At 55.0% G+C, this 19619-nt stretch carries 23 protein-coding genes and 4 tRNA genes; 12 read left to right on the top strand and 15 right to left on the bottom strand.

Going from position 1 to position 19619, the window contains the following annotated elements; translation table 11 throughout:
* Positions 1 to 6 precede the first annotated feature (6 nt).
* Positions 7 to 366: a PilZ domain-containing protein gene (locus tag QKW35_RS05145; protein ID WP_282351236.1), complete on the bottom strand. Its 360-nt coding sequence runs from the start codon at positions 364 to 366 to the stop codon at positions 7 to 9.
* A gap of 196 nt (positions 367 to 562) precedes the next feature.
* A complete protein-coding gene (locus QKW35_RS05150; RefSeq protein WP_282351237.1) occupies positions 563 to 922 on the bottom strand; it encodes a PilZ domain-containing protein in 360 nt (119 codons plus the stop codon).
* Between the two features lie 233 nt (positions 923 to 1155).
* Here QKW35_RS05150 and dapC point away from each other — a divergent pair, with 233 nt between their 5' ends.
* From dapC to QKW35_RS05190, 8 genes are all read left to right on the top strand, one after another.
* The gene (gene dapC / locus QKW35_RS05155) at positions 1156 to 2352 is read left to right on the top strand and encodes a succinyldiaminopimelate transaminase (RefSeq protein WP_282351239.1); all 1197 of its coding nucleotides are present in this window, start codon (positions 1156 to 1158) and stop codon (positions 2350 to 2352) included.
* Between the two features lie 26 nt (positions 2353 to 2378).
* On the top strand, positions 2379 to 2726 hold the full coding sequence (locus QKW35_RS05160) for an ArsC family reductase (protein ID WP_282351240.1): 348 nt from the start codon (positions 2379 to 2381) through the stop codon (positions 2724 to 2726).
* Positions 2727 to 2774: 48 nt separating this feature from the next.
* Positions 2775 to 3806 carry a 2,3,4,5-tetrahydropyridine-2,6-dicarboxylate N-succinyltransferase gene (gene dapD, locus QKW35_RS05165; RefSeq protein WP_282351241.1) on the top strand — a complete coding sequence of 344 codons (1032 nt, stop codon included), beginning with the start codon at positions 2775 to 2777 and terminating at the stop codon, positions 3804 to 3806.
* A 106-nt stretch (positions 3807 to 3912) separates the two neighbouring features.
* Positions 3913 to 5052, top strand: coding sequence for a succinyl-diaminopimelate desuccinylase (gene dapE / locus QKW35_RS05170; RefSeq protein WP_282351242.1), 1140 nt, complete (start codon positions 3913 to 3915; stop codon positions 5050 to 5052).
* A gap of 8 nt (positions 5053 to 5060) precedes the next feature.
* Positions 5061 to 5894, top strand: a complete 834-nt coding sequence (locus QKW35_RS05175; RefSeq protein WP_282351244.1) for a putative RNA methyltransferase — start codon at positions 5061 to 5063, stop codon at positions 5892 to 5894.
* A 10-nt stretch (positions 5895 to 5904) separates the two neighbouring features.
* Positions 5905 to 6192, top strand: a complete 288-nt coding sequence (locus QKW35_RS05180; protein ID WP_282351246.1) for a hypothetical protein — start codon at positions 5905 to 5907, stop codon at positions 6190 to 6192.
* On the top strand, positions 6185 to 6571 hold the full coding sequence (locus QKW35_RS05185) for a hypothetical protein (protein WP_282351249.1): 387 nt from the start codon (positions 6185 to 6187) through the stop codon (positions 6569 to 6571). The genes QKW35_RS05180 and QKW35_RS05185 overlap by 8 nt, the downstream gene beginning before the upstream one ends.
* Positions 6572 to 6747: 176 nt before the next feature.
* On the top strand, positions 6748 to 7473 hold the full coding sequence (locus QKW35_RS05190; protein ID WP_282351250.1) for a glutathione S-transferase N-terminal domain-containing protein: 726 nt from the start codon (positions 6748 to 6750) through the stop codon (positions 7471 to 7473).
* Between the two features lie 21 nt (positions 7474 to 7494).
* On the opposite strand, the gene QKW35_RS05195 is transcribed toward QKW35_RS05190, so the two are convergent.
* Entirely contained in the window at positions 7495 to 7917 is a 423-nt protein-coding gene (locus QKW35_RS05195) for a hypothetical protein (RefSeq protein WP_282351251.1), read from the bottom strand.
* A gap of 137 nt (positions 7918 to 8054) precedes the next feature.
* Between QKW35_RS05195 and greB the strand changes: the two genes are divergently transcribed.
* Positions 8055 to 8573 carry a transcription elongation factor GreB gene (gene greB, locus QKW35_RS05200; RefSeq protein ID WP_282351252.1) on the top strand — a complete coding sequence of 173 codons (519 nt, stop codon included), beginning with the start codon at positions 8055 to 8057 and terminating at the stop codon, positions 8571 to 8573.
* A gap of 13 nt (positions 8574 to 8586) precedes the next feature.
* Here greB and QKW35_RS05205 read toward each other — a convergent pair whose 3' ends face one another.
* The 4 genes from QKW35_RS05205 to QKW35_RS05220 all read right to left on the bottom strand — a co-directional run bounded on the left by QKW35_RS05205 (position 8587) and on the right by QKW35_RS05220 (position 10405).
* On the bottom strand, positions 8587 to 9018 hold the full coding sequence (locus tag QKW35_RS05205) for a c-type cytochrome (RefSeq protein WP_282351253.1): 432 nt from the start codon (positions 9016 to 9018) through the stop codon (positions 8587 to 8589).
* A gap of 14 nt (positions 9019 to 9032) precedes the next feature.
* On the bottom strand, positions 9033 to 9518 hold the full coding sequence (locus tag QKW35_RS05210; protein WP_282351254.1) for a DUF411 domain-containing protein: 486 nt from the start codon (positions 9516 to 9518) through the stop codon (positions 9033 to 9035).
* 50 nt (positions 9519 to 9568) lie between these two features.
* A complete protein-coding gene (cueR, locus tag QKW35_RS05215) occupies positions 9569 to 9979 on the bottom strand; it encodes a Cu(I)-responsive transcriptional regulator (protein ID WP_282351256.1) in 411 nt (136 codons plus the stop codon).
* A gap of 81 nt (positions 9980 to 10060) precedes the next feature.
* Positions 10061 to 10405, bottom strand: coding sequence for a hypothetical protein (locus QKW35_RS05220; protein WP_282351258.1), 345 nt, complete (start codon positions 10403 to 10405; stop codon positions 10061 to 10063).
* A gap of 749 nt (positions 10406 to 11154) precedes the next feature.
* Here QKW35_RS05220 and QKW35_RS05225 point away from each other — a divergent pair.
* Both QKW35_RS05225 and QKW35_RS05230 read left to right on the top strand, forming a co-directional pair.
* A complete protein-coding gene (locus QKW35_RS05225) occupies positions 11155 to 13020 on the top strand; it encodes a copper resistance system multicopper oxidase (protein WP_282351259.1) in 1866 nt (621 codons plus the stop codon).
* A 13-nt stretch (positions 13021 to 13033) separates the two neighbouring features.
* A complete protein-coding gene (locus tag QKW35_RS05230) occupies positions 13034 to 13738 on the top strand; it encodes a copper resistance protein B (RefSeq protein ID WP_282351262.1) in 705 nt (234 codons plus the stop codon).
* Positions 13739 to 13806: 68 nt separating this feature from the next.
* Here QKW35_RS05230 and QKW35_RS05235 read toward each other — a convergent pair whose 3' ends face one another.
* The 8 genes from QKW35_RS05235 to QKW35_RS05270 form a co-directional block, all read right to left on the bottom strand.
* Complete coding sequence (locus QKW35_RS05235) at positions 13807 to 14697, bottom strand: c-type cytochrome (protein ID WP_282351265.1); 891 nt, start codon at positions 14695 to 14697, stop codon at positions 13807 to 13809.
* A gap of 14 nt (positions 14698 to 14711) precedes the next feature.
* Positions 14712 to 15287: a c-type cytochrome gene (locus QKW35_RS05240; RefSeq protein WP_282351267.1), complete on the bottom strand. Its 576-nt coding sequence runs from the start codon at positions 15285 to 15287 to the stop codon at positions 14712 to 14714.
* A gap of 63 nt (positions 15288 to 15350) precedes the next feature.
* Positions 15351 to 15731, bottom strand: coding sequence for a hypothetical protein (locus tag QKW35_RS05245; RefSeq protein WP_282351269.1), 381 nt, complete (start codon positions 15729 to 15731; stop codon positions 15351 to 15353).
* A gap of 142 nt (positions 15732 to 15873) precedes the next feature.
* Positions 15874 to 18183, bottom strand: a complete 2310-nt coding sequence (locus QKW35_RS05250) for a heavy metal translocating P-type ATPase (RefSeq protein WP_282351271.1) — start codon at positions 18181 to 18183, stop codon at positions 15874 to 15876.
* 191 nt (positions 18184 to 18374) lie between these two features.
* A tRNA-Lys gene (locus QKW35_RS05255) sits at positions 18375 to 18450 on the bottom strand.
* Positions 18451 to 18472: 22 nt separating this feature from the next.
* Positions 18473 to 18548, bottom strand: a tRNA-Lys gene (locus QKW35_RS05260).
* A 4-nt stretch (positions 18549 to 18552) separates the two neighbouring features.
* Positions 18553 to 18628: transfer RNA gene (locus QKW35_RS05265), tRNA-Asn, on the bottom strand.
* A 24-nt stretch (positions 18629 to 18652) separates the two neighbouring features.
* Positions 18653 to 18740 (bottom strand) — tRNA-Ser (locus QKW35_RS05270).
* A 227-nt stretch (positions 18741 to 18967) separates the two neighbouring features.
* On the opposite strand from QKW35_RS05270, the gene QKW35_RS05275 reads away from it, so the two are divergent.
* Complete coding sequence (locus QKW35_RS05275) at positions 18968 to 19618, top strand: response regulator (protein WP_282351273.1); 651 nt, start codon at positions 18968 to 18970, stop codon at positions 19616 to 19618.
* Position 19619 lies beyond the last annotated feature (1 nt).

Here is a 19619-nt window from a genome sequence, read left to right on the forward strand (position 1 = left end):
CGACCTTCACACCACGCGGGTCAGTTCATAGTTGTTGAGCAGTTGGCGGATCAGCTCGATTGAGGTCAGGTCCATGGGCAGCGCCTTAAATCCCATCTGGTAGAGGTCCTGGCGTTTGCGGGTGGTATGAATCAAGCGATAGCGCCCATAAACGGGCTGCCCATCCAACTCAAATTGGACGTCCACATCCACAGGCAAGGACACCTGCTGCTGGATCACCTGAAACATCTGATCATCTCCCTCCAACATCACGCCTCCCAAGCTGATGTTACGGATAGTCACGTCGACATAGATCCCATTTGGCAGGTTGAGTGTTGCGGTGAGTTCGGTCGGCATGCGTGGATGCATGCGGAGCTCTGAATGCATTGGATACTCCTGAAAATTCCATGCCTTCAGGATAGCAAACTGTTGTTTAATTCACTGAATTGATTGAAGAATAGAGTATCTGGGTCAAAACGATGACTGCAATTGGGGTACCCAGACCGCCGAAGGGAACAGGATCTTCGGCTCAGTGTTGCGGTGAACGTGCAGGGCGGCTACACAACCACTGGGGCGGGTTTTCTCAAAGGCGGGTCAGTTCATACTCCTCCACTTTTTCACGAATATACTGCTGATCATTCAGATCCAGGCTCAGCAGCTTAAAGCCGAAACCGTAGCGGTTCTGCTTCAGACGCTGGGTGTGGATCAATCTGCAGTGGCAGCGGATAGGGTGATCTTCCAGTCCAAAATGCATATCAACTTCGATCGGGAAACGGGGCTTTGTGTCCTCAAAAAGGTCAAATGCGCGACCGTCTCCTTCCGTTGTCAAACCTCCCAGGCTCAGACTCAGCAGGGTAATGTCCGCCGAATCTCCAGACGGGAATACAATTTCAGCGGGGATCTCAACCGGTACACGGGGGTGTAACCGTAGCTCTGGATGCATATCGATTGTCCTCACTTTGTAACTAAAGAAAGCATAGCAAATGCGTTCACAAAGGACCGGCAGGACAAAATTTGGTTCCCTAAACGACCTCCATTGCCAATATCTGTCCTATATCCAACCAGATCACTCAGTTTTATGCGTTCAACACTTAATGGTTGGCAATGAATTCTGTATACTTTTGCGCCTTGTCGCGTGCAAAACCCGGCCCGATCCGGGAGATATCAGGACTATCCATGAACAAAGATCTCAGCCTCCTGCAGCCTTACCCGTTTGAAAAACTGACCGCGCTAAAAGCGCAGGTTACACCGCCATCCGATCTGGACCACATCGCCTTTTCTATCGGTGAACCAAAACACCCTGCCCCTGATTTTGTGGCTGAGGTGCTGACCGAGAACATGGGCCGTCTGTGCAACTACCCAACCACTGCGGGCCTGCCAGAACTGCGCCAGGCGATTGCTGGCTGGTGTGAGCGTCGTTTTAAGCTCAAGGAAGGCTCTGTAGATCCGGAAGCGAACGTACTGCCGGTGAACGGTACCCGTGAAGCGATCTTTGCCTTTACCCAGGCAGCGGTAAACCGCAGCGAAGATGCACTGGTTGTATCGCCTAACCCGTTCTACCAGATCTACGAAGGTGCGGCGTATCTGGCCGGTGCCAAGCCGTACTACCTGAACTGTCTTGCCGAAAACGGCTTTATCCCTGATTTCGATGCGGTACCAGAGTCCGTATGGCAGAACTGCCAGTTGCTGTTCCTGTGCTCTCCTAGCAACCCGACCGGCGCCGTGACCGATCTGGACACGCTGAAGAAGCTGATCGAACTGTCTGACAAATACGATTTCATCGTGGCATCCGACGAATGCTACTCCGAGATCTATCTGGACGAACGCCATCCTCCGGTTGGCCTGCTGCAGGCCTGCGCCGAGATGGGCCGCGACGACTACAAGAACTGCGTGGTGATGCACAGCCTCTCCAAGCGCTCCAACCTGCCAGGTCTACGTTCCGGATTCATCGCCGGTGATGCCGCACTGTTGGGTCCGTTCCTGCAGTACCGTACCTACCACGGCTGCTCCATGCCGGTTCAGCACCAGTTGGCCTCTATCGCCGCGTGGAACGATGAAGACCACGTACTGGAAAATCGTGATCAGTACCGCCGTAAGTTTGATGCGGTCATCGAAATCCTGTCTCCGGTGATGGATGTGCAGAAACCGGATGCCAGCTTCTACCTGTGGGCGAAAACACCCATCGATGACGACACGTTTGCCCAAGGCCTGTTTGAGCAGCAGAACCTGACCGTGCTGCCGGGTCGTTACCTGTCCCGTGAAACCGACGGCATCCTGCCGGGTGCTGGCTACGTGCGTATGGCACTGGTTGCAACCCTGGAAGAGTGCATCGAAGGTGCCCACCGTATTCGCAAATACGTTGAGTCGCTGTAAGAGCCGTCACCAAGAGGTAAAAGCGCATGATTACCATGTACGGTATTAAGAACTGCGACACCATCAAGAAAGCCCGCAAGTGGCTGGAAGCGGAAGGTGTCGAATACCAGTTTCACGACTACCGCAAGGACGGTCTGGACGCCGATCAGCTGAAAGGCTGGGTGGGCGAACTGGGCTGGGAAGTGCTGCTGAACAAACGCGGCACCACCTGGCGCCAGCTGCCGGATGAAGTCAAAGACAATATTGATGAGGCCTCCGCGATTGAGGTTATGCTGGAGAATCCGGCGATCATCAAGCGCCCGCTGCTGGATACCGGCAACGTGCGCAAAGTAGGTTTTAAGGATGCGGAGTACGCATCCCTGCTGGGTAAGTAAAACCCGGCAACGATAAGAATTTTATACTGAGTTTACTGGAGTCATAACATGGCAAATTTTGCATTCGGTCTGGGTGTTGGTACCAAATCTTCCGCTGGTGACCTGCTGGAGGTTTACTACAACGCACCGCTGCTGAACGCGGACGACGCGCTGGTTGCAGCGGTTGCTGCAAAAGTGGGTTACGAAGGTGGCAACGCAGCGATCGAGATCAAAGAGTCCCAGCTGAAGGATCTGGAAGCGGCATTCCTGTCCGTAGGTGCGGAAGATCAGGCTGAGATCGTTGAAATCCTGGAAGGTACTTCCCAGGCGCTGTTCGTAACCATTCTGGAAACTGACGCAGAGCCAGCCTCTACCGCTGAGGTTTACCTGAAACTGTCCCTGCTGTCCCACCGTCTGGTCCAGCCACACGGCCTGAACCTGGCAGGTATGTTCGGTCAGTTGCCAAACGTAGCCTGGACCTCTGAAGGCGCGGTATCCCTGGACGACCTGTCCAAGCGTCAGTTGGCTGCCCGCGCTCAGGGTCGCGTGCTGCACGTTTACTCTGTAGACAAGTTCCCACAGATGACCAACTACGTGGTACCGGCAGGTATCCGTGTCGGTGACGCGTCCCGTATCCGTCTGGGTGCACACGTAGGTGAAGGCACCACCGTAATGCACGAAGGTTTCATCAACTTCAACGCAGGCACCATGGGTGTAAGCATGGTTGAAGGCCGCATCTCTGCAGGCGTAGTCGTAGGCAACGGCTCCGACATCGGTGGTGGCGCTTCCACCATGGGTACCCTGTCCGGCGGTAACAACGTTGTGATCTCTGTTGGCGAGAACTGCCTGCTGGGCGCAAACGCCGGTCTGGGTCTTCCACTGGGCGATCGCTGCACCCTGGAAGCGGGTCTGTACGTAACTGCAGGTTCCAAAGTAACGCTGCTGGACGACCAGAACAACGAAGTGGGCGTAGTTAAAGCCGCTGAACTGGCGGGCAAACCGGACCTGCTGTTCCGTCGCAACTCTCAGAACGGCCGTATCGAAGTAAAGACCAACAAATCTGCGATCGAACTGAACGAAGAGCTGCACAAGCACAACTAAGCACGGCTTAACGCGCTGACCGATAACCCGCACTGTAGCGATACAGCGCGGGTTATTCTTTATACTCCACCTTGCCCCGATTTACCCCATAACAGGACGCTCAACCATGGCTCACCTCTCTCCAACCGTTGAACTTGCAATGGACCTGATCTCCCGCCGCTCCGTGACCCCGGAAGATGCCGGCTGTCAGGATCTGATGATCTCCCGTCTGGAGAAGCTGGGTTTTAAGATCGAGCGCCTGCAGTTTGAAGATGTGAGCAACTTCTGGGCGCGTCGTGGCACCGAAGGCCCTCTGTTCTGCTTTGCCGGTCACACCGACGTGGTGCCGTCCGGCCCTGAAGAGCGCTGGACGTATCCTCCGTTTGAACCAACCATCCACGAAGGCATGCTGCACGGCCGTGGCGCAGCGGATATGAAAGGAGGTATTGCGGCGTTTATGGTGGCACTGGAACGCTTTATCGATCACCACCCGGATCACAAGGGCTCCATTGCCCTGCTGATCACTTCCGATGAGGAAGGCCCGTTTATCAACGGTACCACCCGAGTGGTAGATCACCTGGAAGCGCGTAACGAAAAGATCGACTACTGCATCGTAGGTGAACCATCCAGCACCAAACACGTGGGTGACGTGATCAAGAACGGTCGCCGAGGCTCCCTGTCCGGCTCTCTGGTCGTGCGTGGTAAGCAGGGTCACGTGGCATACCCACACCTGGTGAAAAACCCGATTCATCTGGCAGCCCCGGCCCTGGCCGAGTTATCCACAGAGGTGTGGGACGAAGGTAATGACTTCTTCCCGCCAACCAGCTTCCAGATCTCCAACATCCACGCCGGTACCGGTGCCACCAACGTGGTCCCAGGCCATGTAGATATCGAATTCAACTTCCGTTTCTCCACCGAAGTGACCGCCGACGAGCTGAAAGCCCGCGTGCGCGATATTCTGGACAAACACGGTCTGGAGTGGGACATCGACTGGACGCTGTCCGGCAACCCGTTCCTGACGGCAGCAGGCAGTCTGGTGGAAGCCAGCCAGCAGGCGATCAAAGCCGTTACCGGTATCGACACCGAGCTGTCCACTTCCGGCGGTACCTCCGATGGCCGCTTTATCGCACCAACCGGCGCGCAAGTGGTTGAACTGGGGCCGATCAACGCCACCATCCATCAGGTGAACGAGCGTGTAAGCGTGAAAGATCTGGATACCCTGACCGACATCTACGAAAACGTACTGGCGCGTCTGCTGACTGAATGAGCACCTCGATGAACACCCCGCTGGCCTGCCCCGTCTGCCAACAGCCGCTGCAGCAACAGGATAACAATCTGCGCTGCAGCGCTGGCCATAGCTTCGACCGCGCTAAGCAGGGTTACTGGAACCTGCTGCTCTCGCACAAGAAAAAGTCCAAAGATCCCGGCGACAATGCCGAGATGGTGCAGGCACGCCGAGATTTTCTCGACCAGGGTCACTACCGTCAGCTGTCCGACCAGATCAACCGGTTGGCCTTGAACAGTCTGCCGGAAACGCCATCACGCATCCTGGACATGGGCTGTGGCGAAGGCTTCTACACCGCCGCTCTTGAGCAGGCCCTGACCGATGCCGGGCGTGAGGACACGCTGATTGGCCTGGATATCTCCAAGCATGCCGTGAAAGCGGCCTGCGCCCGCAGCAAGTCGATCGACTGGTTGGTTGCCTCCGGTGCCAATATCCCGGTGCCTGCAGAAAGCCTGGATGGCCTGACCGTACTGTTCAGCCGACTGATGCCGGAGGCGTTCGCCAAGCCGCTGAAACCGAATGGCTTCCTGTTGCTGGCCTGGACCGGCGAGCAGCACCTGATCGAGCTGCGCGAGCTGATCTATGACGAGGTACGGCCGTCCCGCTACGATCCGGTGCAGCAGTTGGCGCCGCTGTTCGCACTGGAAAGCATTACCGAGGTGAACTACGACTTTGCCCTGGACGACAACCACAGCATCCAAACGCTACTGGGGATGACCCCACACAGCCAGCGCATGCCCCAGGCCAAACGCGAGCAGTTTGCCGAACTGGCCTCCCTGCAACTGACATTGGATGTTAAACTCGGCCTGTTCCGTCGACGCTGAGAATGCACTGATGAGCCGCCAACGTATCCATCCATTAAAACGCTGGTTATACCGCCGCGCTGATAACTACCAGCAGAACCTGAAAATCCTGATCTCAGGTTTCGGCACCTTTGTGCTGGGTGGACTGCTGATTGTGGGCTCCGAGTTCTTCCTGCGCAGTTCGGTGCTGCAGGAAACCCTGGCATTTATTGGCTTAATCCTGGCTGGCGTGGGTATCATTCTGGCGGCATTTGGCTATATTTGCCTAAGCGTGCTGCGACTTTTCCGAATTTTGAGTACAAACCAAACCGATGACTGATCAACGCCATCCCGATATCGAGATCTATGTAAAAAACCGCTCGCTGGACGAGATCGAAGCCTGGCTGCGCCAGCGTTTTGACGGACTCAGCAACGACTTTTCACAGGGCACCGTACACGAGTACAAAGCCTCACTGGATGACACCGCTGTTCCGGTGATGATCCACGAGAAGGTGGTGGGTAAAGCCTGGACCAGCGTCTGGTTCAAATCAGACCGCACTCGTTGGGAGAAAGACCTGGACTGCGCCATTCAGGCCGCTGCCGATATGGAGACCCAGATCCGCTGTATCGCGGGTGGCTGGGCTGACGGCGACGAACCGGATGAGTGGTGGAAAGTAGAAAACGACACCCAGGAAAAGATTCAGTGGCGCACTGACTGATCCATGAGCGTTCAGGCGCGCCCCCTCCCTTTCTCAGCGCGCCTGCCATTCTTCCCTCTACGCCAAAATTCATTGGCCTTAAATCGCGAACATTCCATTCCTGAATCTAAAATTGTTTCGAAGCTTATCGAAGCATACCCTGTAGACTCCTATTTCGCAGGACAATGGGCGATTCGATGAGTAATCCACAGGACTATCCAACCGTAGCCGACTACCCAATCTCCCAGCGCTGGCCGGCTCGACAGCCGGAACTTATCCAGCTGTATTCACTGGGCACGCCTAATGGGGTGAAGGTCTCCATCGCACTGGAAGAACTGGGTCTGCCCTACGAAGCCCATCGCGTTACCCTGGCGGACGAGGATGTGAAGAGCACAGAGTTTCTGTCCCTCAACCCCAACAACAAGATCCCGGCGATCATCGATCCCAACGGCCCTGAGGGCACGCCGATTGGCCTGTTCGAAAGCGGTGCTATTCTGGTCTATCTGGCGGAGAAAACCGGCAAACTGATGGGCCGCACAGCAACCGACAGGATCAAGGTCTTGCAGTGGCTGATGTTCCAGATGGGCGGTGTGGGACCGATGTTCGGCCAGTTGGGCTTCTTTTTTGCCTACGCGGGCAAGGAGATCGAAGACCCACGTCCACGCGAGCGCTACATCAACGAGGCAAAACGCCTTCTGAACGTCATCAATCAACAGCTGGAGGGCCAGGAGTGGATCGCCGGTGAGTATTCCATCGCCGATATCGCCATTGCGCCCTGGCTGGAAACAATCGCTAAATTCTACAAAGCGGGTGAAGTCACCGGCCTGGCTGAATACAAAAACGTCATGGCCTATATCGAGCGTTTCACTGATCGCCCTGCCGTTCAGAGGGGATGGGCGGTACCACCGTCACTGAAGAGCTAAGGAAACGCAGAGGGATACAGGTCAGGCGGTCCGCCTGATCTGCTGATGGGAAGTAGCAATCTCCTGCAGCATCGCACCACCCGAGATCAGCCCCAGTCTTTCCAGCGAGTCGTTCAGTCGGCGACTCTTTACCGGCACCAGAGATTCAGTTTCCACGTAGCTGCAAGCGTAGGCAAACTCGCCACGCATATCCTTGTTGATGCCCACATTCATCCGCTCGGCCACATCGGCGCTATACAGATCATTGGGGTTGGGATATTGGTTGTCGGTGGTAGGCAGTTCAAACCCCTCACCGGATACCTGGGGACGCCTACCCGTCAGCTCCTGATTGGTCGCAATCATGCTCAGCAGCAGTGAAAATTGGGCACCGCTACCACTCTGAACCGCCTGGGTCAGATTGGAGGTATAGGTTTCTATACGTGCCTGAATTTTTTCTGTCTGCATCTTCCGGATCTGCATCGAGTAACAAAACGTTGTCCCAATCCTATCGGCGACGCGCTAAAATTCTTTATCTAAATCGTTCAATTTTACGCACTTTTCGCACACCTCGTGCCCAATGCGTAAACCAGATCAGGATAGTTATGGGCCGTTGGCGACCACCTCAACCGAAGAAATCCAAGTATATCACCGCAGAAGGCTACAAACGCCTTAACGACGAGCTGAAGTACTTGTGGAAAGTTAAACGTCCGGAGATTACCCAATCGGTGAAAGAGGCGGCCGCCCAAGGCGACCGCTCCGAAAATGCCGAATACATCTACGGCAAGAAACAGCTGCGCGAGATCGACCGTCGTGTGCGCTATCTGTCCAAGCGCCTGGAAGATATGACCGTGGTGGACCGCATTCCGGAAAACCAGGACAAGGTATTCTTTGGTGCCTGGGTGACGATCGAAGATGAAGAGGAAACCCGCAAACGCTACCGCATTGTGGGTCCGGACGAGATCGAAGCGGGTAGCGACTACATCAGCATGGATTCGCCACTGGCCAAACTGTTGCTGAAGAAAGAAATTGGTGACGAGATCTGGCTGCAAAAACCCAACGGCGAAGAGATCTGGTACGAAATCGTCGCCGTTGAGTATCAGGCCTACAACACCGATCCTTAGTCTTGTAAATGAGCTATTTTAGCCCCCCGCGCTGCAGCCAAGCTGTATAAATCTGCTCGCTCCAGTGGCTTTGGAAGTACGCAATCACCGCCTCCTGCTGGTCTTCGTCCAGTTGTCCCTTAAAGCCGGGCATAGTGCCACCAAACTTGGCGCCGCCGTTCTGAACGGTGAACATCAGAGCTCGCAGCGGGTGATGCCAGGCATGGGCACTGCCGTTCAGCGGTGGCGGTGGATAGTTGCCATTGGCCAGCGGCTTACGCCAGTCCGGTGTTCCACGTGCTTCAGCACCGTGACAAACAACACAGTTCGCAGCAAACAGTGCCTTACCCGTCTCCACCTGAGATTGGGTGTACCAACGCCCCTCCACCTTCGGCTCTGAGGGGCCACAACCTAACAGCAATAGCGCTGGCAGCAACAACACCAACGCTTTGATCCAAGCTCCCATAACGGTATCTCCGATCAGTATTCGCTGTAGTTGTGATACACATCCACCTTGTTGTCTTCGGTGACCGAGAACACCTGAAATGCTTGCTTAGGCGCCCCTGGCATATCCATTCCCGGCCCTCCGGATGGCATACCCGGTACGGTCAACAGACGAATATTGTTCTCGCTACTGAGCAAACGTTTGATATCCTGCGCCGGTACATGCCCTTCAATCACTTTTCCGTTCACCTCGGCAGTATGGCAGGAGGCCCCTTTCGGCGGCACGCCCAAACGCTGTTTATGCGCATTCACATCCTCAACCACCACATCTTTCACCTGAAAATTATGATCCTTGAGGTGGGCAATCCAGCCTTTGCAGCAGCCACAGCTAGCACTGCGGTATACAGTTATCTGGTGGCTTTCATCGGTTTTTCCTTCCAGCCAAACCGGATCAGCAGCCTTGGCATTTGCCACAGGTAGTACCAACGTCGCCAACAAGGCGGTAAGAATCAGTTTTTTCATCACAAACTCCAGTATCGGGGCATATAAGATCGAGCCCCCTATCAATAAAATCAGTTAATGGACTTATCGGTATTTTCACCGCTGAGGGCGTCTAGGATCGGGCAGTCAGCACCATTGTCACCACGACACTGGTTGGAAAGAGAGAGCAACTGCTCGCGCATCTTCGCTAACTGAACCAGCTGCTGATCAATCTGCTCCACATGGGCCAATACCCGTGCTTTTACCTCTGCGCTTCGGCGTGCCGGATTATGCAGTAGCTCCAAAAGCTCCTTGCTCTCATCCAGCGAAAAACCTAGATCACGTGCTCGCTTAATAAAGCGCAACTGCTCAAGCTGCTTATCGTTGTAGACGCGATAGCCATTATCCGCACGACTGACCGCTTGAATAATACCCTGCTGCTCATAGAAACGGATTGTTTTACTGCTCAAGCCGGAAAGCTTCGCTGCCTGTGAAATATTCACGCGCTGCGCTCCTCAACTAAAAGGTCTTAAAAAATGGGATAGAGATGCGGGACTGGCAGTAACTTCTTGCTGCCAATTAAATCAGACTGTAATCCGTGGAGGGTGTTCAATCGCGGTGACAGAACAATACCGGTAATGATCCGGTTGCGGCGAACTGATATCAGCAGCTCCCTGCACCAGGGAAACCATCAATACCGGAACCATGAATGCGCTGCCACCAGAGCAGAGATGCTCAGCGCTACAAGCCGCATCCTGACAAGGTTCAATATCTTGATCACAACTGCCACCACAATCCATGGGCACCATCAAGGCCATGTCTGTGGCCCCAGCGGCAACCATCACGTCCCCCGCGTTGGAGGCAAAGCTTGCCTGTCCCCAAAACAGGAGCAGAGTAAGCAATATGGCAACGGAGCGGGAAAGCTTCATGGTTGTGGCGTTTACCTAGATCGGGAGAACAAACTATTTTCAGGATTACCGAATCCGAATCAAAAATCAATTCAACCACCACGTAAAACTCAATTATTCGACCTGATGTTGACCTTCCCCCTACTGGAACGCCTAAGCTACGATTTTATCGGAAATAGAAACCACCCCCGTCCGAACGTCTATTGGTACAGGCGCTAGACTGAAGAACAACATACACCAAACAGGCTACGTGGATGCCCGTGTACAAAGCGATGACCATGAAACACTGCGTGCGAACATTGATACTGCTGTTCAGCCTTCTCCTGGCGATAGGAGCGGCAACTACGCCGGCACTGGGTTCAGTTGATCAATCAATAGCCCAACAAAATGGTTTGCATACGCAACATATCGATACCACACAGGTCATCAACGCTCTCTGTTACGGTAATTGCCAGCAGCACTGCCCCCAGCAAGCGAGCGGATGTGGCTACTGTGATGGCTGCGCACAGGGCTGTGATCCAGGCCTCGTCTCAATTCCTGCGGCCCTCGTCATCCGAACAATGAGCCTGTCAGACGTGTATTCAGGAATAAAGCGACAGCAGTCCGACCGGCTTGAGCGTCCTCCGAAAAAAAACCGCTATCTCATCTGAGTATCCAGACTGCCCGCACCCATCTCCTGAAAAACATTGGGGCAGCTCTAATATGAACATACCAACAGTGAGAAGGACGCCCCAGTTGGAGGTCCCCACTGTTAAATTGCGAGCATAGCGATGAAAAAGAGACAACAACATACTGCAGTCCCACAGCTAAACCGGCGACGCTTTGTCACCGGTCTTGCCATGGGGGGTATCATGGCGGGCTTTGGCTTCCGTGCCGGTAGTCTGATCGCCGCCCCTGCAGCACCGGGGCAGGTTGCAGAACTGCGCGGAAACCAGTTTGACCTGAGTATCGGTCGCCAGGCTGTCAACTTCACTGGCGCCCCCCGATTTGCCACAACCGTAAACGGTTCCCTGCCGGCCCCCGTGCTGCGTTTCAAGGAAGGAGAACGGGTAACCCTCCGAGTGCACAATACCCTTGCCGAAGACAGCTCCATCCATTGGCACGGCCTGATCCTGCCATCAAACATGGACGGAGTACCCGGTCTTTCCTTTGCGGGTATCAAGCCTGGTAACAGCTATACCTACAGCTTTGATGTACAACAATCCGGCACTTATTGGTATCACAGCCACTCCGGTTTCCAAGAGCAAACAGGGCTGTACGGGGCAATCGTTATCGATCCAAAGGAACCTGAGCCTTTTACCTACGACCGTGATTACGTGATGCTTCTCTCCGACTGGACTGACGAAGATCCGGTGGATGTCTACGCCAAACTCAAGAAGATGAGCCACTACTACAACTTCAACGAGCGCACGGTAGCAGACACCTGGCGTGAGGTTAAAGAACGAGGTGTCCACGCTACCTTCAAGGCACGTGAGATGTGGAATCAGATGCGCATGAGTGAAACCGATATCTCGGATGTGACCGGTTACACCTACAGCTTCCTGATGAACGGGCAAACGCCGGCAGAAGGTTGGAAAGGTCTCTTCCGCCGCGGGGAAAAGATCCGTCTGCGCTTTATCAACGCTGCCGCAATGACCTTCTTTGACGTACGCATTCCCGGCTTGAAGATGACTGTCGTCGCAGCGGATGGTCAGAATGTGGAACCGGTGACTGTAGAGGAGTTCCGCATCGGCGTGGCCGAAACCTACGATGTGATAGTGGAACCGTCTGATAACCAGGCCTACACCGTGTTCGCTCAGGCGATTGACCGCTCCGGATACGCCCGCGGTACCCTGACGCCAGACCACAACCTGACTGCCGAAGTGCCGGCACTGGATCCGGTACCGGTTCTCAGCCACGGCGACATGGGCATGGCGCATGGCAATCACGCAATGATAGGGGCTGCCGCGATGAAGAATGGCAACGGAATGGATCATTCCATGCATCAGATGGGTGGTTCCGGAGGCATGGATCATTCGATGCACAATATGGACGGCACTGCAGGTATGGATCACTCCATGCACAACATGGGTGACAGCAATGGTATGACCCATTCGATGCACAGGGCCAACACGCCGAAGCCATTAACACATGCAGCCACTGAATACGGCCCCCATGTGGACATGCGCGCCGAGAATCCCCTATACCGCTTGGATGACCCCGGCGTGGGTTTGCGCAACAACGGTCGCCACGTCCTCACCTATGCTGATCTACGCAACCTGCACCCAACCCCGGATCCACGAGAGCCTGAACGGGAGATTGAACTGCACCTGACCGGTAATATGAGCCGCTACATGTGGTCGATCAACGGTGTTAAATACGCCAATGCCGATCCGATCCAGCTGAAATACGGTGAGCGAGTGCGGATCACCTTCGTCAATGACACCATGATGAACCACCCGATGCATCTGCATGGTATGTGGAGCGATTTGGAAACCGGCGATGACCGCCATATTCCGCGCAAGCACACCGTGATCGTGCAACCGGGTTCACGTATCAGCTACCGCGTTACCGCCGATGCTCTCGGCAGGTGGGCCTATCACTGCCACCTGATCTACCACATGCCGGGCATGTTCCGCGAAGTCCACGTGAGCTAAGGGAGACTTAATGATGAAAAGAATCACAACCTCTGTGCTGACGCTCTCCCTGTTGCTTTCACCCGCTGCCCAGGCAGCGATGGAGGACGATCCACTGCTGAGCATGGTCACCATCGACCAGCTGGAAAAACGTGATGCCAGCGGCGGTAACCCAGTGGTCTGGGAGATTCAGGGCTGGCTGGGTTACGATCTGGACAAGCTCGTCTTCAAGACTGAGGGCGAACGGGTAACAGGCGAAACCGAAGACGCCGAGTTACAGTTACTCTACAGCCGGGCAGTTGATCCCTATTGGGATTTCCAGATCGGCGTACGTCATGATTTTCGCCCCGATCCTTCACAGAACTGGGCAGTGCTTGGATTCCAGGGGCTCACCCCCTACTTTCTGGAAACCGACGCCAGCTTGTTTATCGGTGAATCCGGCCAAAGCGCACTGCGCCTGGAGACGGAGTACGAACTAATGCTCACACAAAAGTGGGTGCTTGCTCCGGAACTTGAGGTCAATCTGTATGCTGAGGACGACGAGGCGCGGGGCATCGGTTCTGGCCTATCCGGTCTGGAGCTGGGCCTGCGTCTTCGATATGAGATCCGGCGTGAGTTTGCGCCATACATTGGCCTGAACTGGGAGCGTAAATTCGGCCAGACCGCCGACTTCGCCCGCGACGAGGGAGAAGATACGAACGATCTGCAGGCGGTGATAGGTATCCGTGCCTGGTTCTGATCCACGTACGAAAAAAGCCCCTTGCCGAACTCAAGGCAGGGGGCTTTTGTTTGCGGAGCTAACGGACCTTACTTGCGATTCATCAGGTAGTGCGCCATCGCTTCCAGATCCTCCGGCTGCAGGTAGGCGGTCCCGTCACGTACCACCTCTCCCATGCTACCTCCAAAGACATCACCATCCGGCTTTATGCCGGACTGTAAGGCCCAGGCCAGGTCCTTCACCGTCCAGCCAGCCTCGGTCAGCGCCTGGGGAGTAATGGCCGGGATCTGACCTTCGGCTTGCAACATAGAGACACTGCCAGTGTAATCCCTATCCCGCTTCAGCCCCCCCAATAGATTGCGGGGTGTATGGCAGGCAGCACAATGCGCAGCGCTCTCGACCAGGTATTCACCACGGCGATATTTCTCCTCCCTATTGGCTGCGACATCCAGTCGCCCTTCGGTAAAGAACACTTTTTGCCAAAGATACAGGCCATTGCGCTGAGAAAACGGGAAGCTCAGGTCGTGTTCAGACACGGTATCCGCCACCGCAGGCACGGTCTGAAAGGCCGCCCAAAGGTCCGCAATATCCTGGTCACTGAATTTTGTGTAGAAGCTATACGGAAAAGCTGGGTAGTAGGGTTTCCCGGCAGGTGATATTCCCTTTCGCAAAGCCACAGCGAACTGTTCCTGCGTCCAGCCACCGATTCCATGCTCCACGTCGGTGGTCAGGTTAGGCGCATAGAAAGTGCCAAAGGGAGTTTCCAACCCGGACCCGCCCGCCAGCGGCGCACCACCGTCTTCGATACGGGTATGACAGGCTATACAGCCCGATGCCCGCGCTAAGTAGGCGCCCCTGGCCACATCGCCAGTCGTGGCATTTAATTGCTCAGGCCCCACGTTGGCCAACAGGGGCAGGCTGTTCCAGCCCACCACTGCTGCAGCCAATGTTACGCCCAGGGCTATTACCAGACGTTTCATCAGCCAACCTCCGTTTAATCCTCTACCCGATATCGGGTGTGGCAGGAAGAACAGTTGTCGGTCAGCATCTTAAACACCATGTTGGATGGCATCGCCGCATAATGCTCGGCAGAATCCATCTCACCGCCCATCATGTGACCGCCCCCCATCATACTTTTCTGTCCCATCATGCCGGCGCTGCCCATCATATGCCCATTGGCCTGAGCCGCTCCCTGCTGGTTCTCTGCCGCATCGTGCAACCCCTGGCTGATCACCTGCTGACGCTTAGCCAGCTTTTCAAAACGCTCCCACTCCTGCCAGATCAAAGGTTTTGCCTCCGACGGGCCGTGGATGCTATTTTTCGGGAAAAGCCTGGTCATCGCATCGCCGGAATGATTGCGGATCACCAGCGCGGCTTTTCGCACAATTTCAGCGTCGTAGGCTCGTTCCCCCTTATAGATTGCGGACAGGGTCTTTATCGCTCCCTTCATATCGTCCATCAGATCCATCCGTTCCTTGACGACGCCCTTGGCACCCCCGTGCGCCTGCACCATTGGAGCCGCGATCACTGCGGATGAGAGAACCAGTACTGTCAGTGTTTTACGTAACATTTTTTCTTACTCCTGAAGAATTCGAAAGATAACACGTGCAGCGACACGCGTATTGCTGATTATTCAGGCGTAATATTTCGGAGGCGGTAGCTCCAGGGAGGCTTCGTAGAACGGCAGTGCAGGCGCCGGATGTACCTGAACGCCGGAAAGATTCCTTTCCAGATTTGCACGCCACTCGATCAGGGTGCACAAGGTGTGAGCAGGATGGCATTCACCCGCGTGGACAGGCTCTTGACTCAGTTGGGAGATACTGGAGTCCATCGCTTGCGACTCCTCATCCTGCGCTGTGAAATGATGATGCTGGCTGCCATGGGAATGAAACAGCAGGCCCGGCATATGCCCCGCCTGCTCGGTAACGAGTACGATCGCGTGCACCTGGAGAGGTTGAATCTGCACCACCAGTATCAGTAGCACCGCGATCGTTCGAATCAGTACTGGTCTCATTCTGTATTTGTGTTGGCTAGCAGGAGTCTCTGTTTGAACATCTGTTACGGCCAAGATCAATCCCCGTCAGCCCGGTACAACCAAAACCACCAAACGATCCATGCAATCAGCGCCAGTCCGAGCAAATTAATCCAAATCACGATCAAACCTCCTCAACGTGGCTACGCCCCAATTTCAACAGGCGCAAGCGGTTGGCGTTGGTTACCACGGTCACAGACGAACACGCCATTGCAGCACCGGCGATTACCGGACTCAGCAACATGCCGGTCAGCGGATACAAAATGCCGGCGGCAATCGGAATGCCCGCCACATTGTAGATAAAGGCCCCAAACAGGTTCTGCCGGATATTCTTCAGGGTGGCGCGACTCACTGTCACCGCATCAGCCAGACCATGCAGGGACGCACGCATCAGCGTGATATCGGCACTTTCGATTGCCACATCGGTACCACTACCGATCGCAAAGCCAACATCCGCCTGCGCCAGTGCCGGCGCGTCGTTGATGCCGTCACCGGTCATGCCCACGATCTCGCCCCGTTGCTGTAACGCTTTGACCTGGCCCGCCTTGTCCTGCGGTAGTACTTCGGCAAAGAATTCATCCACCCCCACCTGCTGGGCTACCGCTTTTGCGGTGTTGTAGTTGTCGCCGGTCAGCATCACAACACGCATCCCTTTCGCCTGTAAACGGGCAATCGCCTCGCGGGAATCTTCACGCACCGGGTCGGAGATACCTATAATCGCGGCCAGCTGCTTATCCAATGCAACGAATACCGGGGTCTTACCCTCTGCAGCCATACGCGTTACCGTTGCGTCAGCCGAATCGATCTGAATCTGATGATCCAGCATCATCGCACGGTTACCCAACAGTACAGTGCGTCCGATGATTGTGCCTGATACACCCTTACCGGCCTCGGCGTGGAAATCACTCACCGGCTCGAGTTCCAGACTGCGACCACGCGCCGCTTCCAGAATGGCGTTCGCCAGCGGATGTTCGGAGCCAGTCTCCAAGCTTGCCGCAGCAGCCAGCATCTCGGCTTCGCTAAAACCGTTTAAAGGCGCAATCTCGGTGACCTGTGGCTCACCGGCGGTGATCGTGCCGGTTTTATCCAGCACCATGGTGGTTATCTTTGACGCGGTCTGCAGCGCTTCCCCATTACGGATCAGCACACCCGCTTCGGCGGCCTTACCTACCCCAACAATCACCGACATCGGCGTTGCCAGACCCAGCGCACACGGACACGCGATGATCAGCACCGTGGTTGCAGACACCAGCGCCAATGCGATCGCTTGCTCAGGCCCGAAGTTCAGCCAGGTCAGCGCCGTCAGTACCGCAACAATCATGATCGCAGGCACAAAATACGCCGACACCTGATCGGCCAACCGACTGATTGGCAACTTGGCGTTTTGCGCCTGTTTCACCATTCCGATGATCTGTGCCAGCATGGTCTGCTTGCCCACACGGGTGGCTTCCAACAGCACAGAACCGGTTTTGTTCAATGTGCCGGCAACCATCTCATCACCGCTGTTCTTCTCGACCGGGATCGGTTCGCCGGTCAGCATCGATTCGTCAACGGCGGTATAGCCCTCCAGCACAACACCATCCACCGGTACTTTTTCACCCGGACGGATACGTACGCGATCCCCCTTCAGGACATCGTCGATATCCACATCGATCTCCTGACCATCACGCAGGACACGTGCGGTTCGGGTCTGCAGGCCGATCAAGCGCTTGATCGCCTGGGAGGTGCGGCCACGCGCCCGCAACTCCAGGGCCAGCCCCAGATTGATCAGACCGATAATCATCGCGGTTGCTTCGAAGTACACATGGCGTGCCATCACAGGCACCAGGTCGGGTATCAACACGATCACCATGGAGTACAGCCAGGCGGTCCCGGTTCCCAAAGCAATCAGGGTATCCATATTGGCATTATGGTTACGCACCGACTTCCAGGCGCCCACGTAGAAATGACGGCCGGGAAACAACATAACCAGAAAGGTAATAACCCCTACCGCAAGCCAGCCAAGCTGCGATGCCCCCGCAGACACCATCATCTCGCCACCCAACACGCCATACAGCATCAGCGGTACACCGACACCCAGCGCAATCACCATATGGCTGATCAACTGTTTGTAACGGCGCTGCTCCGCCAGCTCTTTTTCAGCCAGCAGCTCCGCCTCCGCTTCACCCGAGGTGAGGCGTGCCTTGTAGCCTGCGTTTTCCACCGCAATAATCAGCGCCTCAGCGGTAACCGGCCCAGTCACACTCACCGTGCGCTGGGCAAAGTTCATCACCGCCGTATCCACACCGGGTACGGCATTGAGGGCTTTTTCTATTTTGCCGACACAACTGGCGCATCCGGCGCCTTCGATCAACAATTCCTGCTTGGATGGATGCTCGGTCTCAGAGACCAGCGCCTGACTGCTCGCAGCGAGATAATCCTGTGCAGATGCCATCTGCTATACCTCCGGAATGCCAATGCAGACACAAAAGACTGCACCGGAAATTTAAAACTCCACTGGAATATAGCCTAGACGTTCCAGCAACTGGAAGGTCAAGCAGCTTCTTGCAGGCGTTAACGCAACAGGAAACCGAGACAGCGCAAATTTGAGGCATAAAAAAACCGCCAGGTGGCGGAATTTTTAAGTGGTGGGTCGTATAGGATTCGAACCTATGACCAATTGGTTAAAAGCCAACTGCTCTACCAACTGAGCTAACGACCCGGTAGAGAAAGCGTGTAGAAAGTGGTGGGTCGTATAGGATTCGAACCTATGACCAATTGGTTAAAAGCCAACTGCTCTACCAACTGAGCTAACGACCCGTTATGGCTCCTCGAGCTGGACTCGAACCAGCGACCAATAGATTAACAGTCTACTGCTCTACCAACTGAGCTATCGAGGAACACACGCTCAAACTCCTTTCAAATGGCGGAGGGACAGGGATTCGAACCCTGGGGCCCTCTCGGACCGCTGGTTTTCAAGACCAGTGCTTTCGACCACTCAGCCATCCCTCCAAAGGAGTGGCGCGTATATTACCTTCCTCATTTTTTCTGTCAACAACCAGCACCGAACTTTTTTGAATTTTTCGAAGAATTTTTAAAAATCACTAAAAATCCTTAAAAAACAAGCAGAAGACAACTCAAAACTGTTTACTAAACAACCTACAGCAAGGCTTTATCTAAGTGCTTAAGTTTTATTTAATTTTCCGATGCAATACTGATTTAATTTTTGAGGCTGCGCTATGCGATTACTGTTGATCGAGGATGACCCGCTACTGGGCCAGGGAATCATGCTTGCACTGGAGTCCCGCTATTATCGGGTTGATTGGCAACAAACCGGCATGGAGGGTTTACATATGTTGCAGCACAGCGCCCCCAACCTGCTGATCCTCGACCTCAACCTGCCGGATTTAGATGGATTGGACGTTCTGCGCCAGGTACGGGCTCAGAATATTGATACCCCGGTGCTGATTCTTACCGCTCGGGATGCGATCGAAGAACGCATTGCCGGCCTTGACGCTGGCGCAGACGATTACCTCGTGAAACCTTTCGATCTAAACGAATTGGAAGCTCGTATTCGCGCGTTGCTACGCCGCGCATCAGGTCGGGATCAGGAGCAGATCATCCACGGCGACCTGGTGATCAACACCGCTGCCCGCGAGGTCAGTCTGCAAGGCAATCCCGTCTCCCTGGGGCGAAGAGAATATGATCTGCTTCTTAGTCTGCTTCACGCCAAAGGCCGGGTTCTGACGCGTCGCCAGATTGAAGAGGAGATCTACGAAGATGACCCTGAGAGCAACGCGCTGGAAGTACACATCCATGCCCTACGCAAAAAATTTGGCAAATCCTTGATACGCACAATCCGCGGCGTTGGTTATATGGTGGAAGGATAAT

Source organism: Pontibacterium granulatum, assembly GCF_029961155.1.
GTDB classification, from domain to species: Bacteria; Pseudomonadota; Gammaproteobacteria; order Pseudomonadales; family Balneatricaceae; genus Pontibacterium; species Pontibacterium granulatum.